The following is a 13933-nucleotide window of genomic DNA, read 5'->3' on the forward strand; positions in this document are numbered from 1 at the left end:
CAGTATGGCAGACCGCATTACTGAGCTCTCGTTAGAAGCCGTAATGGGCGAACGATTCGGGCGCTACTCAAAATATATTATTCAAGAACGGGCCTTGCCGGATATCCGTGATGGGTTGAAGCCAGTCCAGCGGCGGATTTTATTTGCCATGGACCAAGACTCGAATACTTACGACCACCCTTACCGGAAGTCGGCTAAGTCAGTTGGAAACGTGATGGGTAACTTTCACCCCCACGGTGATTCATCAATTTACGAAGCGATGGTCCGCTTGTCACAAGACTGGAAAGTTCGCGAACCGTTAATCGATATGAACGGGAACAACGGGTCAGTCGATAATGACCCGGCCGCTGCTATGCGGTATACCGAGTCACGGTTGACCAAGGTCTCAGGCGAAATCTTGAAGGACCTGGCCCAAGACACGGTTGAGATGGTCTTGAACTTCGATGACACTTCCTATGAACCAACGGTTTTGCCATCGCGGATTCCAAACCTCTTTGTTAACGGGGCAACTGGGATTTCGGCTGGTTATGCGACGGATATTCCACCGCATAACTTGAAAGAAATTAACCAGGCCTTGGTTTATTTGCTAGACCATCCTGATGCTTCTTTGGCAGCTTTGATGAAGTACGTCAAGGGACCAGACTTTCCAACTGGTGGAATTATCCAGGGAATTGACGGGATTAAGCAGGCTTATGAAACTGGTCGGGGTCGGGTGGTTGTCCGGGCCAAGACCGAAGTTTCTGACCTAAAGGGCGGTAAGCAAAAGATTGAAATTACCGAATTGCCTTATGAAGTCGTTAAGTCAAGTCTGGTTGCTAAGATTGATGCGATCCGCGTTAACAAAGAAGTTGCCGGCATTTCTGAAGTTCGTGATGAATCGGACCGAGAGGGAATGTCGATCGTCATCGAATTGACCCGAGACGCTTCAGCTGACGGGATTTTGACTTACCTCTTTAAAAAGACTGACCTGCAGATTTCTTATAACTTCAACATGGTCGCTATCCACGACCAACGGCCAGTTTTGGTGACTTTGAAAGACGGCTTGCAGGCTTTCTTAGACTTTCGTAAGTCGGTGGTTTTGAAGCGGTCAGCTTACGACTTGAAGAAGGCTCAGGCCCGTCAACACATCGTTGAAGGCTTGATTCGCATGCTGTCAATTTTGGACCAGGTGGTTGATACCATCCGGGCTTCTAAGAACCGGAAGGATGCAACGCAAAACTTGGTCGAAAAGTTTGACTTTACCAAGGAACAGGCTGAAGCAATCGTGACCTTGCAACTTTACCGGTTGACGAACACGGATGTGACTCAGCTCCAAGATGAGCACCAACAATTGGCTGAAAAGATTGCGGAATTGCAAAAGATTTTGAACGAGGAAGACGCCTTGCATGGTGTAATCCGGGAAGAATTAAAGGCAATTACCAAGACCTATGCCACGCCACGTTTGACTGAAATCGAAGAAAAGATTCAGTCCCTTGTGATTGATACGGCTGTGACTGTCCCAGATGAAGACGTTCGGATTATCGTTTCCAAGAATGGTTATGCTAAGCGGTCATCACTGCGGTCTTATAAGGCTTCATCAGCCGAAAACGGTTTGGCCGAAGATGATCCGATTATTTTGGAACAAACGGCCAATACGACCCAACACTTACTCTTGTTTACCAACTTAGGTAACTTGATTTACCGACCAATTTACGAATTGGCTGAGTATAAGTGGAAGGAACCGGGGGAACACTTCTCTCAGGCGCTTTCAAACTGGGATAGCCGGGAAGAAATTATCCAAGCCTTTGTTATTCAAGATGTTGACAGTGAACAAAAGTTTATGCTGGCTTCAAACGACGGCTTGATTAAACAGAGCTTGGTGAAGGACTTGGTACCAAAGTCTTATAAGAAGAAGTCAGCGACCGTGATGAAGCTGAAGAAAGATGATTCTCGAGTCGTTGCTGTTCAGCTAATGAATGGGGAACAAGAAGTCCTAGTCTTTGCCAAGACTGGTTTGGCCTTGCGCTTTGCAGTAGAAGACGTACCAGTCGTTGGTGCGCGGACTGCTGGTGTGAAGGCGATTAAACTTGGTGTGGGGGATACAGTGGTTAATGTGGCCGCCTTATCCACAACGAGCAAGTACTTTGTCTTGGTAACGAACCAAGGAACCTTTAAGTACAGCGGAATTGAAGAAATTAGCTTAGGCCACCGGTCTAACAAGGGAATGCAAGTCTTGAGCCCTCGTAAGACGGTTGATTATCAAATTGCTGCAGCGGCAGTTATTGGTCAAGAAGATTTGGCCTTGAAGATTACAACCGACCGGTTGAAAGACTTTGACATCCAGTTAGCCGACCACTCGGTTGCTAGCCGGACCAGTAATGGCCAAGCATTGATTGACCCTCAAAAAGACGGTCAAGCTGCTAAAATTTCGGTTTTAAATTTAAGTGAAAATGACTAGGCAAGACTAGGTCATCCACGGTACAATCAAAGAGAATAAAAAAACTACGCGTTAGTAGTTAAGGAGTTAAAGATGGCAAATATTCAAGTTTTTGGACACAAGAACCCTGATACTGATACAGTTGCATCTGCTATGGGCGCAGCTGACTTGTTGAAGCAACAAGGAGTGGACACAACCCCAGTTGCCCAAGGTAAGCCAAATGCGGAAACGCAATTTGCTTTGGACCACTTTGGTTTGGAAGCCTTGCCTGTGATTGATAAGGCAGAAACAGAAGAAGTTGTCTTGGTTGACCACAACGAAGCAGCCCAGTCAGTTGACAACTTGGCTGATGTTCAAGTTTATGGGATTTATGACCACCACAAGTTTTCATTTGAAAACGCAACCCCACTTTACATTACGGCTAAGCCTTGGGGTTCTGTTTCAACGATCTTATACTTTGAATACAAGCAAGCTGGCTTGACGATTCCTGCCAAGGTGGCCGGAATGTTGGCTTCTGGTTTGATTTCAGATACTTTGTTGCTCAAGAGCCCAACGACGACTGACTATGACCGTCAAGCTTTGCCTGAATTGGCCAAGGTGGCCGGCGAAGATGATATCGAAGCCTATGGTTTGGCGATGTTGAAGGCTGGTACTGACTTGTCAACTCGGTCAGATGAAGAATTGTTGGAAGGGGACGCTAAGTCCTTTACTATGGGTTCTCACGACTTCCGGATTGGCCAAGTCAACACGGTTGATATTGATGATGTCTTGGCCCGCCAAGCTGGTTTGGAAGAAGCTATCAAGGCTTCTGGTTATGAAGATTTCTTGTTTGTCATTACTGACATCTTGAACTCAAATTCAAAGGCTTTGTACCTTGGGGACGCTCCTGAAGCCATTGAAAAGGCCTTTTCACAAAAGCTTGAAAACAATGTGATTGATTTGCCAGGGGTTGTTTCTCGTAAGAAGCAAGTTGTCCCACCATTGCAAGGCCAGTTTTAAGCAAAGTTGAGTGCGGTTTCTAATTTAAGAAAATCTTAAAAAAGGTCTTTACAGCCGTACTGGAACCATGTATAATACTATCTTGTATTGACAAGCAAATAAATTCTTATTTAAAAAATAAACACTGAGGAGCAAGGACTATGCGTATTCATGTCGTATTAGGCAATGACGAAACAGGAGAACGGATCTACTTGACGTCAAAGAACCGTCGTAACACCCCTGATCGTTTGGAGTTGAAGAAGTACTCACCAAAACTTCGTAAGGTTGTAACTTTTAAGGAGATCAAGTAATGGCTAAGAAATCAAAGATTGCAAAAGCAAAGCAACGTGAAGCCTTGGTTGCTAAGTACGCTGACAAGCGTGCAGCTTTGAAGGCTAAGGGTGATTACATTGGATTGGCTGCTTTGCCAAAGGATTCATCACCAGTTCGTTTGCACAACCGTGACCAAATTGATGGTCGCCCACACGCATACATGCGTGAATTCGGAATGTCACGTTTGAACTTCCGTCAATTGGCACACAAGGGTCAAATTCCTGGTGTTCGTAAGGCTTCATGGTAAGCTTTCATTAGTTGATTTAAAAACCACAGCTTGGCTGTGGTTTTTTTGTTACTCACCTTGCTTTTAGACCCAAAATCAGCTATGATAATAGTAGTCAATTTACATAGAGTGTAAATGAGCGGGTCAGAGGAAATTGACCGGCTCATTTTTTATGGTAGAAAGTAGGGAGTTTGGATGGCACAAGCAAAAAACCAGGCCCTCCTTGACATCTTAAACCCAATTATTGAAGAGCAAGGTTTACTCTTGTGGGATTTAACTGTTAAGCGGGTCGGCGGTCAAAAGACCGTCCAAGTCTTAGTTGATTTGCCAGAACATCAAAACATTTCCATGGCCCAAATTACTGACTTTACTCAGTTGGTGAATGAGGCCTTGGATAGTGCAGAAGTTGATCCGGTTCCTGGTGAATATATGTTAGATATTGCATCACCTGGATTGGACCGGTCGCTTTCAGAACCTTGGCAGTTTGCCTGGGTGAAGGAAGCGGGAGACCCAATTTCAGTTTCACTCTTTGCTGCTAAGAACGGGCAAAAGCAGTGGACTGGTGACTTGGTTGATTTGTCAGATGACAAATTAATTCTGCAAGTCGAAAAAGACCAGTTAGAAGTAACCTTTGATGAAATTGCCAAGGCCGTTGTGGCCGTCCAATTTTAATGTGATTGAAAGTGGAGTAAGCAGATGAGTAAAGAATTAGTACTAGCCTTAGATGCCTTAGAGCAAGAACGAGGAATTGACCGTGCAATCGTGGTTGAAGCCTTGGAAAATGCTTTGAAGGCTGCCTATAAGAAGCAATACAATGCCGCTCAAAACGTTGAAGCAACATTTGACGATAAGAAGGGGCAAATGAAGATCAAGCAAGTCAAGTTGGTTGTCTTAGACGAAGACTTGGTTGACCCTGATACTGAAATTTCATTGACGGAGGCCTTGAAGATTAACAAGGCCTATGAAGCCGGCGATGAAATCCGCTTTGACGTTACGCCAAAGGACTTCGGTCGGATGGCTGCCCAAGCAGCTAAGCAAGTCATTGTGCAAAAGATGCGTGAAGCGAGTCGTCAAGCAGTTTATGACCGCTTCCAAGACTATGAAGGCGAAATTATTACTGGTGAAGTGGAACGGGAAGACAACCGCTTCTTGTACGTGATGTTGCCAGGTCAACAAGAAGCCGTGATGGCCCCAAGTGACCGGATGCAAACGGAAACTTACCGGATGCGAGAACGGATCAAGGTTTTGGTTAACAAGGTTGATAATTCCTTGAAGGGCCCACAAATCTTTGTTTCTCGGACTGCCCCTGACTTGGTTAAGCGCTTGTTTGAACAAGAAGTTCCTGAAGTTTATGATGGAACAGTTGAAATTGTCTCAATTTCTCGTGAAGCCGGTGACCGGTCAAAGATCGCCGTTTATACCCACGATGCTGACTTGGACCCAGTTGGGGCCTTGGTTGGACAACGGGGTGGCCGGGTCCAAGCCGTTGTGACGGAACTTGGTGGTGAACACATGGATATTGTGGAATGGGTGGAAGATGAAGCCCAATACATCGCCAACGCCTTGAACCCTGCCGAAGTAACGGATGTGATTTTTGACCCTGAAAATGAGCAAGCTGTCACAGTCATCGTGCCTGATGACCAGTTGTCACTTGCCATTGGTAAGAAGGGACAAAACGCCCGTTTGGCTGCCCGCTTGACTGGCTTTAAGATTGACATCAAGCCTGAAAGTGAAGCCAGCGACTTGGCTGTTAACCAAGCACCTGCAGATGAAGAGGTTGCTGATGAAGCACCTATGGAAGACCAGGTTGAAGAAGACAACCAAGAAGCAGGCGACCAAGACTAAGTATTAGAGGAGGTTCTTCGATGAAAACTCGGAAAGTGCCCTTAAGAAAAGATATTGTAACTGGTGAGATGTTTGCCAAAAAGGACCTGGTCCGGGTCGTTAAAAATAAGGAAGGTGAGGTCTTTTTAGACCCAACTGGTAAGAAAAACGGCCGAGGGGCTTATATCTCTTTGGACCGGAAAGTTGCCAAGCAAGCAAAAGACCAGCATGTCTTTGAAAAGGCCTTTGGGATCGAAATTGACCCGGCTTTTTACGAAGAACTCTATGCCTATGTTGACCACCAGCAGGCTCGTAAGGAACTTTTTGAAGATGAACAGTAAGGACAAAGTTCTACAATTACTGGGGCTGGCAAAACGCGCCAACGCACTGATTTTAGGAACCAGCGACACACTTTCGGCTATTCAAAGCCAAAGTGTTCAAGTTGCTTTCTTTCCAAAAGATGGTGGGGCAAGCCAGCACAAAAAGTTTCGCGATAAAGCGACCTACTACCACGTCTTGTTAGTCGAAGACTATAGCAAAGACGAAATTAGCCAGGCAATTGGTCAAAACCGTTCAATTATTGCGGTTCAAAACGCCGGCTTTGCAAAGAAGATTAAACAATTACTTGAAGAAAAGGAGCGGAATTAATGGCAGAAGAAAAGAAGTTCTCAGGTTCCAACCGACCTGCTCGAAAACAGGCTGTGCCTGAACGAAAAGAATTGCCAGCATCACAACGCCGGCACGCCGCTAAGCTATCAGATGACGCTAAGCCACAAAACGGGGGTCGCCCACGGGCAAAGGCTCAGGGGGATAACAACCGCCGGAACAACAATAATAACCGGTCAAACGGACAAGGTGGTCAAAATAACAACCGTCGCCGTCCAAATGGCGACCGTAATAACCAAAGCCAAAGTGCTGGCCGTCCAATGGTCCGCGCTAAGAAGTCTTGGTCAACCAAGCCTCGTGAGGGTCAGATTAACTATTCTGAAAAGAAAGATGACAGTCTAAAGGAATACGTTTCTGAAAACAACAAGGCCAAGGCTAAGAAGCAAGAAGCCAAGAAGCCAGCTGCGAAAAAGCCGGCAACTTCTGCAGACAAGAAGCCAGCTGCAGCCAACACCAACTCCGGTTCTGGCCGTTTTGGTGGATCCCTTGCTTCAGGTAATAACTCTGCTCGCAACAACACCCGTAAGCGCAATACCAACGGAACGGGTCAACAGACCCCTCGTCGCAATGATAAGCCGCATGGTTCTAAGAAGGCTCGACGGATTGCTGCTAAGCAAGCCCCTAAGAAGCCAGCAACTGTTCGTAAGGAACAGCCATTGCCAGAAGTTTTGGAATACAAGGTTGGAATGAACGTCCAAGACTTGGCCAAGATTTTGCACCGTGATGCCACTGAAATCATCAAGAAGTTGTTCTTACTTGGTGTGGTTACCAACCAAAACCAGTCATTGGATGAAGATACCATTGAAGTTTTGGCTGCTGATTACGGCATTGAAGCCAAGCAAAAAGAAGAAGAAGATGTGGCCGATATCGACCGGTTCTTCGATGATGAAACCATCAACGAAGATGCCTTGGAAGACCGTGCTCCTGTTGTAACCATCATGGGACACGTTGACCACGGTAAGACGACCTTGTTGGATTACTTGCGTAAGACCAACGTGACAGCCGGTGAAGCTGGTGGAATCACTCAGCACATCGGTGCCTACCAGGCCCGTTTGAATGATAAGTTGATTACCTTCTTGGATACCCCAGGTCACGCGGCCTTTACTGAAATGCGTGCCCGTGGTGCTAACATCACGGATATCACTGTTTTGGTGGTTGCTGCTGATGATGGTGTTCAACCACAGACAATTGAAGCAATCCACCACGCTAAGGCTGCTGGAACGCCAGTGATTGTTGCCGTGAACAAGATTGATAAGGAAGGGGCTAACCCTGAACAAGTCATGAACGAATTGATGGCCCATGACTTGGTTCCTGAAGAATACGGTGGTGACACCATCTTCGTTAAGATCTCAGCTAAGATGGGACAAAACGTTGATAAGTTGCTTGAAATGATCTTGTTGGAAGCTGAAGTGCTTGAATTGAAGGCTGACCCAACGCAACCAGCCCGTGGTTCTGTTATCGAAGCCCGGTTGGACAAGGGCCGCGGTCCTGTTTCAACTGTTTTGATCCAACAAGGAACTTTGCATGTTGGAGACCCAATCGTTGTCGGAAACACTTATGGTCGTGTCCGGACAATGACGAACGAAAATGGTCAAGATATCGAAGCTGCTAAGCCAGCAACGCCTGTTCAAATCACTGGTTTGAACGACGTACCACAAGCTGGTGACCGCTTCATCGTCATGGCCGATGAAAAGACTGCTCGTGCCGCTGGTGAAGAACGTGCCAAGCGTGCCCGTGAAGAAGTCCGTAACGCTGGTTCAGTTGTTACCTTGGATACCTTGTTTAACACGATGGCTGAAAATGCAATGAAGACGGTTCCGGTTATCGTGAAGGCCGATGTTCAAGGATCTGTTGAAGCCTTGACAGGTTCATTGAAGAAAATTGAAGTCGACGGTGTCCGTGTTGATGTCGTTCACGCTGCTGTTGGTGCAATTAATGAATCAGATGTTTCACTTGCTGAAGCATCTGGCGCCATTATCCTTGGCTTTAACGTTCGCCCAACACCATTTGCTAAGAACCAGGCCAACACTGATAAGATTGACATGCGGTTCTACTCAGTCATCTATGACGCCATTGATGACGTGACCGCTGCCATGAAGGGTCAACTTGAACCAGTTTATGAAGAACGTGTAATTGGTCAAGTGGTTGTTAAGGAACTCTTCAAGTTCTCAAAGGTTGGAACCATTGCTGGTGCTAGCGTTGAAGAAGGTAAGATTACCAAGGATTCAAAGGTCCGCATCGTTCGCGATGGTACGGTCATTTACGATGGTGAATTGGCTTCCTTGCAACGTGGTAAAGATGCTGTTAACGAAGTTAAGTTCGGTTACGAATTTGGTTTCACTGTTAATAAGTTCAACGATATCAAGCCTGGTGATACTGCCGAAGCTTATATCATGGAAGAAGTTAAGCCTAAGTAAGCTTTCTTCTTAGGAGGACACAATGGCAAATCCACAACGCGCTGGGCGGTTGGCCCAGGAAATTCAAAAAGACATCACCGACTTAATTTTAAAGCGGGTTAATGACCCTCGCGTCCAAGACGTGACGGTTACTTCTGTGGAAGTCTCTGGTGACTTGCAGATTGCAACAATCTACTATTCAATTTTGTCAGACTTAGCTTCTGACCGGAAAAAGGCCCAGGCCGGCTTAGAAGCCGCCTCAGGCTTGATCCGTCGTGAATTGGGAAGTCGGTTGACGGTTTATAAAATTCCTGAAATTCACTTTGTCTTGGATAATTCAATCCAATATGGTGACCATATTGAGGACTTAATCCGTCAGTTGCACCAAAAGGATTAATCAAAAAGAACCCGGCAGGGTTCTTTTTTTATGGGGTAAAATAGTTTCTTTCTAAAGTGAGGAAAAATCAGCTTTATTTCTAATTGTTTCATCATCTTTCTCTGTTATTTCTTATCTTTTTTGTGTAAACTAAGTACCAAGGATATTTACTAGACAACGAAAGTTAAATTGTTGCTTTATTAATAAAGGAGTTGCTTATGTCTGAAGAACCAATCTTACCCGTTAATTCAAAAATTGAGGACCTGGCACCGGATAAATTGCTGGCCTTTCAGCGGTCGGTGTCAGGTATTCCAGAAATTGTTTCATTAACCTTTGGCGAACCGGGTTTTGATACGCCAGACGTCATTAAAGAAGCAACGAAAAAAGCCATCGATGACAACCGGTCCCACTATGGCACTTCTCAAGGAGAGCCTGCCTTGCGCCAAGCAGTTTTGGATTATATGAAAGACCGCTATGACCTTGATTATCCAGGAATTGAAAATGTCGTGGTTACCTCTGGGGTAACCGAAGCAATGGCAGCAATCTTTAAAGCTTTGCTGGAACCAGGTGATGGTCTCTTGGTTCCAGACCCTGCTTACGGGTCGTACTTTTCATCGTTGAGCATTGCCGGTGGGGTGGTTGTGCCAATTGATACGGCTAAAAAACATTACAAGATTACGCCTGAAACCGTCAAAGAAACAATTGCTGAAGCGACGGTACCAGTCAAGGCCATCTTGTTTAATTACCCCAATAACCCAACTGGAGTGACGTATACGAAAGAAGAGCTGGAAGCCTTAGCCCAAGTCTTTGAAGAAGAGCAAATCTGGGTTGTTTCCGATGAAATCTATGCTGAACTGACTTACGGGCAAGACCACTTCTCAATGGGAAAGCTCTTACCGGATCAGACCCTTGTTGTGAACGGTTTGTCCAAGTCCCATGCGATGACCGGTTACCGGGTTGGCTTTGTCTTGGGACCAAAAGCGGTGATTGATATTGTGCAAAAGCCACACGGATCTTTCAGCTTTTCAATCCCAACCTTTATCCAAGATGGGGCGGTGGCCGCTTTGCAAATGAAGCGGGCTGACTTAGATTATATGAAAGAAGCCTATCAAAAGCGGCGGGATTACGCGACACCAATCTTGCGAGAACTCGGTTTTGACCTTGTTTCCCCAGAAGGGGCCTTCTACCTCTTTGCCAAAATCCCAGCCGACTTTGGTACCGATGGGTGGGACTTTGCTGAACACTTGGCCCATGATGCCAAAGTAGCGGTGATTCCTGGAGCAGGATTCTCACACTTCCCTGAAGCCAACCAATTTATTCGAATCTCTTATGCTGCCGACGAAACTGCCTTACATGAAGGCTTGGACCGGATTAAAACTTATATTGAAAAAAGCCGAGCAAATCGGTAAAATAAAGACCGACCAAAACGACTTGGCCGGTTTTTATTTGTTAAAGGAGCATGAAATGGCAACAAGCAAGCACCCCGAACTATCGGGCCTACTAGTAGTGAATAAGCCAAAGGGCGTCACCTCTTTTGGTGTAGTTGCCAAATTACGTGGGGCTTCTGGCCAACGCAAGATTGGCCATGCCGGGACTCTGGACCCAAACGTCGATGGCGTTTTAGTGGTTGCTTTAGGGAAGGCCACCAAACTAATTGACCTTTTACAAACCCGGCCCAAAAGATATTCGGGTACGGTGACCTTTGGTTATGCCACGGAAAGCCAGGATGCTGATGGGACAGTGGTGGAAGACCAGCCGTTGACTGAGGCCCTTGATCAGGTAGCCCTTGACCAGGCGATGGTTGACCTGACTGGTGACATTATTCAGATTCCGCCGATTTATTCGGCAGTGAAAGTTAATGGCAAGCGCTTGTACGAATATGCCCGGGCGGGTGAAGAAGTCGAACTGCCAAAGCGCCAGGCGACGATTTACCGCTTTGACCAGACGTCACCACTAATGTGGGTAAAAGGCGAATCTTACATGCAAATGGACTTTGTTGCCGAAGTCTCGAAGGGGACTTATATCCGGACCTTGGCCTATGACTTAGGCCAAAAGCTTGGATTGCCGGCAACGATGACGGCCCTCCGCCGCGAATCGGGGTCGGGCTTTGATTTGACGGAAGCGACGGACTTGGCCGACTTGCAAGCAATGCCTTTTGAAGACTTGGTTGGAAAAATCAAACCAATTGAGTCGGTTTTGACCTGGCCAAAAAAGAACTTGGATGACGATGAGTACTTTGCTGTTAAAAATGGTCAAAAAATTGGCCCAGACCGCTGGCCAAAGACAGAAGCAGGTTACTACCAAGCTTATTACCAGGACGAATTAATCGCGGTTTACGCCTTTGATGATAGTCCTGACCAGCAGTGCTGGCGGTCGCGGTACTTTTTTGGCTAACCTAGTTGCTTGATACTCCAGCAAGGCTAGTGGGCTAGTACCGCCACCATCTAGCAACATCATCGAGCAGTCGCCATTAGCTGGCAGCCGTTAACAAAAAAACTTTGCTATAATAACCCTATGACTGAATTGATTTCATTACACTACCCATTTGCATTATCAAAAGCACCTGCCAAGCAAGTCTTGGCGATGGGCTTTTTTGATGGGGTCCACCTGGGCCACCAGGAAGTGATTAAGGCGGCCAAAAAGGTGGCGGACCAAAAAGGCTTACCATTAGCGGTCTTAACTTACAGCCCATACCCAGGTTTGGTTTTTGAAAAATTGGCCCAGCCCTGGCATTATTTAACGCCCTTAGACCAAAAGGTGGCCTTGTTGGGCGAATTGGGCGTTGACCGGGTTTACTGCTTACAACTGACCTCCCATGTGTCGGCTTTAAAGCCGGAAGATTACATTCGGGAGGTCTTGTTGCCCCTCCAGGTCGATACGGTCGTGGCTGGCTTTGACCACTATTACGGGGCCAAAGATTACCAGGCGGATATGGCCCACTTGCCAGATTATGCGGCCGGTCGGTTTGACGTTGTTACAGTTGGTAAAAAGACTTTGGCTGGTCAAGCTGATAAGGTTGCTTCCCGGCAAATCCGGATTGACCTAGCGGCCGGCCGGGTGGATGCTGTGACCGCTGCCTTGGGCCGGTTTCATCAAACCTCTGGCCTAGTTGTCCACGGCAACGCTCGCGGTCGCACGCTAGGCTATCCAACCGTTAACATTGCTACTCCTGAGCTTGAGTCGCTTCCGGGCCTTGGCGTGTATGCCGTTGAAACCAAGGTCGATGGCCACTGGTATGGTGGGATGGCCTCGATCGGTCGGAATGTGACCTTTGAAGCCAACCGACCGGTAACGGTTGAAATCAACCTCTTTGACTTTGCTGACCAAGTTTATGGTGAACAAGTCGAGGTCAAGTGGGTTGCCAAACTCCGCGATGAGGTGAAGTTCACCACGGTTGATAATTTAATTAAGCAATTAGACCAGGACCGCTTGGATACCTTAGAGGTTTTGGCCAATAAATAAAGAACTTTTTTCAAAAAAGCTTTGAAAAAGGTTCTTTTTTCTTTTCCTTGATTTCCCAGAGGCCCTTACACCAAAGCCTTTTTGCTTATTTTTAGCACTCCGATAATAAGAGTGCTAAAATCCTTGCGTTTTTGAAAATCTTTTGTATAATATAGGTATTAGCAGTTAAGAGTTTTGAGTGCTAATAATAAAGCAGGAGGTTTGTGACCGTGCTAACTGATCGACAACAAATGATTTTAGCGGCGATTATTTACCAGTACACGCAAACCGCCCATGCGGTTGGGTCCAAGACGCTGCATGACCAGTTAAACTTAGACTACTCGCCAGCCACTATCCGGAACGAAATGATGTTTTTGGAAGAAGCGGACTTGATTAAAAAGCTCCACACTTCGGCTGGCCGGGTACCTTCGAAAGCTGGTTACCGGTATTATTTGGACCACTTGATGGTCGCCGACCAAGTTTCAGAGGCTGATGTGGCCTTGATTGCCAACCAAATCCGCGGAAACTTCCACGAATTAGATGACTTGTTGGCTCAAACGGCTAATATTTTGGCCGATTTAACCGGACTAACGGCCTTGGTCTTAAAACCAAAGCCTACTAACTTGAAGATTTCTTCTTTTCAGTTAATCCAGTTAGAACGTCAGCAGGTTTTGGCGGTCTTAGCCACTTCAGATGGAAAGGTTTCATCGCAAACCTTCCGCTTACCAAAGGACCTACCAGTTAGTTCCTTGACCAACATGGTGGCTTATATCAACGCCCAGATGGTTGGCCGACCGGTAAGAGAAGTTCTTTCGATGATGAACTCGGATGAACTGCCGGTGGTCTTATCTCGGAATGTTGAAAGCCCGGCAGCCTTCTTGCAACTGTTTGGTGGCGTTTTAGCCCGGACGGTTGAAGAAGAAGTTCATGTCGGCGGTCGACTATCTCTGTTAGAAGTGGCAGACGATGCCTACTTGAACATCAAGGAAGCCCGGGCAATCTTGGAGTTGTTTGATTTGCCAGATGAAGTCCGGGTTTTGGCCCAGACCATTCCTGGTCAGGTCAATATCCGCTTAGGTAAGGAACTTGAAAGTCCCTTGCTCCATGACTACGCCATCCTGTCGGCACCATTTACGCTGGCAGGGGACCCATCTGGGGTAATTGCCCTGGTTGGACCAATCCGGATGCCATATGCCAAGATGACTAAACTCTTAGCGGCATTTGCGAAAGCATTAGATAGTAAATTAATTGAGTACGTTTAACCCAAAGGAGGATGC

14 protein-coding genes are annotated in these 13933 nt (G+C 46.6%); all 14 read left to right on the top strand.

What is annotated here, in order from left to right:
- Positions 1 to 4: 4 nt before the first annotated feature.
- The gene (parC, locus tag AC5162_RS00760) at positions 5 to 2437 is read left to right on the top strand and encodes a DNA topoisomerase IV subunit A (protein ID WP_496533359.1); all 2433 of its coding nucleotides are present in this window, start codon (positions 5 to 7) and stop codon (positions 2435 to 2437) included.
- A gap of 72 nt (positions 2438 to 2509) precedes the next feature.
- Positions 2510 to 3415 carry a manganese-dependent inorganic pyrophosphatase gene (locus AC5162_RS00765; protein WP_496533360.1) on the top strand — a complete coding sequence of 302 codons (906 nt, stop codon included), beginning with the start codon at positions 2510 to 2512 and terminating at the stop codon, positions 3413 to 3415.
- A 140-nt stretch (positions 3416 to 3555) separates the two neighbouring features.
- Positions 3556 to 3705 (top strand): 50S ribosomal protein L33, encoded by a 150-nt coding sequence (gene rpmG / locus AC5162_RS00770; protein ID WP_002815032.1) that lies wholly within the window; start codon positions 3556 to 3558, stop codon positions 3703 to 3705.
- The gene (gene rpsN / locus AC5162_RS00775) at positions 3705 to 3974 is read left to right on the top strand and encodes a 30S ribosomal protein S14 (RefSeq protein WP_496533361.1); all 270 of its coding nucleotides are present in this window, start codon (positions 3705 to 3707) and stop codon (positions 3972 to 3974) included. Before rpmG ends, rpsN begins: the two co-directional genes overlap by 1 nt.
- Before the next feature lie 174 nt (positions 3975 to 4148).
- The gene (rimP, locus tag AC5162_RS00780; RefSeq protein ID WP_496533362.1) at positions 4149 to 4625 is read left to right on the top strand and encodes a ribosome maturation factor RimP; all 477 of its coding nucleotides are present in this window, start codon (positions 4149 to 4151) and stop codon (positions 4623 to 4625) included.
- Between the two features lie 24 nt (positions 4626 to 4649).
- Positions 4650 to 5798 carry a transcription termination factor NusA gene (gene nusA / locus AC5162_RS00785; protein WP_496533363.1) on the top strand — a complete coding sequence of 383 codons (1149 nt, stop codon included), beginning with the start codon at positions 4650 to 4652 and terminating at the stop codon, positions 5796 to 5798.
- Positions 5799 to 5818: 20 nt separating this feature from the next.
- The gene (gene rnpM / locus AC5162_RS00790) at positions 5819 to 6118 is read left to right on the top strand and encodes an RNase P modulator RnpM (protein ID WP_496533364.1); all 300 of its coding nucleotides are present in this window, start codon (positions 5819 to 5821) and stop codon (positions 6116 to 6118) included.
- The gene (locus AC5162_RS00795) at positions 6108 to 6425 is read left to right on the top strand and encodes a L7Ae/L30e/S12e/Gadd45 family ribosomal protein (protein WP_496533365.1); all 318 of its coding nucleotides are present in this window, start codon (positions 6108 to 6110) and stop codon (positions 6423 to 6425) included. The genes rnpM and AC5162_RS00795 overlap by 11 nt, the downstream gene beginning before the upstream one ends.
- Positions 6425 to 8860, top strand: a complete 2436-nt coding sequence (gene infB / locus AC5162_RS00800; protein WP_496533366.1) for a translation initiation factor IF-2 — start codon at positions 6425 to 6427, stop codon at positions 8858 to 8860. The genes AC5162_RS00795 and infB overlap by 1 nt, the downstream gene beginning before the upstream one ends.
- Positions 8861 to 8882: 22 nt before the next feature.
- A complete protein-coding gene (gene rbfA, locus AC5162_RS00805) occupies positions 8883 to 9236 on the top strand; it encodes a 30S ribosome-binding factor RbfA (RefSeq protein ID WP_496533367.1) in 354 nt (117 codons plus the stop codon).
- Between the two features lie 197 nt (positions 9237 to 9433).
- The gene (locus AC5162_RS00810) at positions 9434 to 10624 is read left to right on the top strand and encodes an aminotransferase class I/II-fold pyridoxal phosphate-dependent enzyme (protein ID WP_496533368.1); all 1191 of its coding nucleotides are present in this window, start codon (positions 9434 to 9436) and stop codon (positions 10622 to 10624) included.
- Between the two features lie 55 nt (positions 10625 to 10679).
- Complete coding sequence (gene truB, locus AC5162_RS00815) at positions 10680 to 11609, top strand: tRNA pseudouridine(55) synthase TruB (RefSeq protein WP_496533369.1); 930 nt, start codon at positions 10680 to 10682, stop codon at positions 11607 to 11609.
- A gap of 120 nt (positions 11610 to 11729) precedes the next feature.
- The gene (ribF, locus tag AC5162_RS00820) at positions 11730 to 12677 is read left to right on the top strand and encodes a riboflavin biosynthesis protein RibF (RefSeq protein WP_496533370.1); all 948 of its coding nucleotides are present in this window, start codon (positions 11730 to 11732) and stop codon (positions 12675 to 12677) included.
- A 209-nt stretch (positions 12678 to 12886) separates the two neighbouring features.
- Positions 12887 to 13918 (top strand): heat-inducible transcriptional repressor HrcA, encoded by a 1032-nt coding sequence (hrcA, locus tag AC5162_RS00825; protein ID WP_496533371.1) that lies wholly within the window; start codon positions 12887 to 12889, stop codon positions 13916 to 13918.
- Positions 13919 to 13933: the final 15 nt, after the last annotated feature.

Source organism: Fructobacillus sp. ChS1-6f1-1-27 (genome assembly GCF_059579415.1).

What these genes read in the sequence shown, in the direction of transcription:
- parC (WP_496533359.1), top strand. Translation starts at nt 5, where the DNA reads ATGGCAGACCGCATTACTGAGCTCTCGTTAGAAGCCGTAATGGGCGAA.
- AC5162_RS00765 (WP_496533360.1), top strand. Translation starts at nt 2,510, where the DNA reads ATGGCAAATATTCAAGTTTTTGGACACAAGAACCCTGATACTGATACA.
- rpmG (WP_002815032.1), top strand. Translation starts at nt 3,556, where the DNA reads ATGCGTATTCATGTCGTATTAGGCAATGACGAAACAGGAGAACGGATC.
- rpsN (WP_496533361.1), top strand. Translation starts at nt 3,705, where the DNA reads ATGGCTAAGAAATCAAAGATTGCAAAAGCAAAGCAACGTGAAGCCTTG.
- rimP (WP_496533362.1), top strand. Translation starts at nt 4,149, where the DNA reads ATGGCACAAGCAAAAAACCAGGCCCTCCTTGACATCTTAAACCCAATT.
- nusA (WP_496533363.1), top strand. Translation starts at nt 4,650, where the DNA reads ATGAGTAAAGAATTAGTACTAGCCTTAGATGCCTTAGAGCAAGAACGA.
- rnpM (WP_496533364.1), top strand. Translation starts at nt 5,819, where the DNA reads ATGAAAACTCGGAAAGTGCCCTTAAGAAAAGATATTGTAACTGGTGAG.
- AC5162_RS00795 (WP_496533365.1), top strand. Translation starts at nt 6,108, where the DNA reads ATGAACAGTAAGGACAAAGTTCTACAATTACTGGGGCTGGCAAAACGC.
- infB (WP_496533366.1), top strand. Translation starts at nt 6,425, where the DNA reads ATGGCAGAAGAAAAGAAGTTCTCAGGTTCCAACCGACCTGCTCGAAAA.
- rbfA (WP_496533367.1), top strand. Translation starts at nt 8,883, where the DNA reads ATGGCAAATCCACAACGCGCTGGGCGGTTGGCCCAGGAAATTCAAAAA.
- AC5162_RS00810 (WP_496533368.1), top strand. Translation starts at nt 9,434, where the DNA reads ATGTCTGAAGAACCAATCTTACCCGTTAATTCAAAAATTGAGGACCTG.
- truB (WP_496533369.1), top strand. Translation starts at nt 10,680, where the DNA reads ATGGCAACAAGCAAGCACCCCGAACTATCGGGCCTACTAGTAGTGAAT.
- ribF (WP_496533370.1), top strand. Translation starts at nt 11,730, where the DNA reads ATGACTGAATTGATTTCATTACACTACCCATTTGCATTATCAAAAGCA.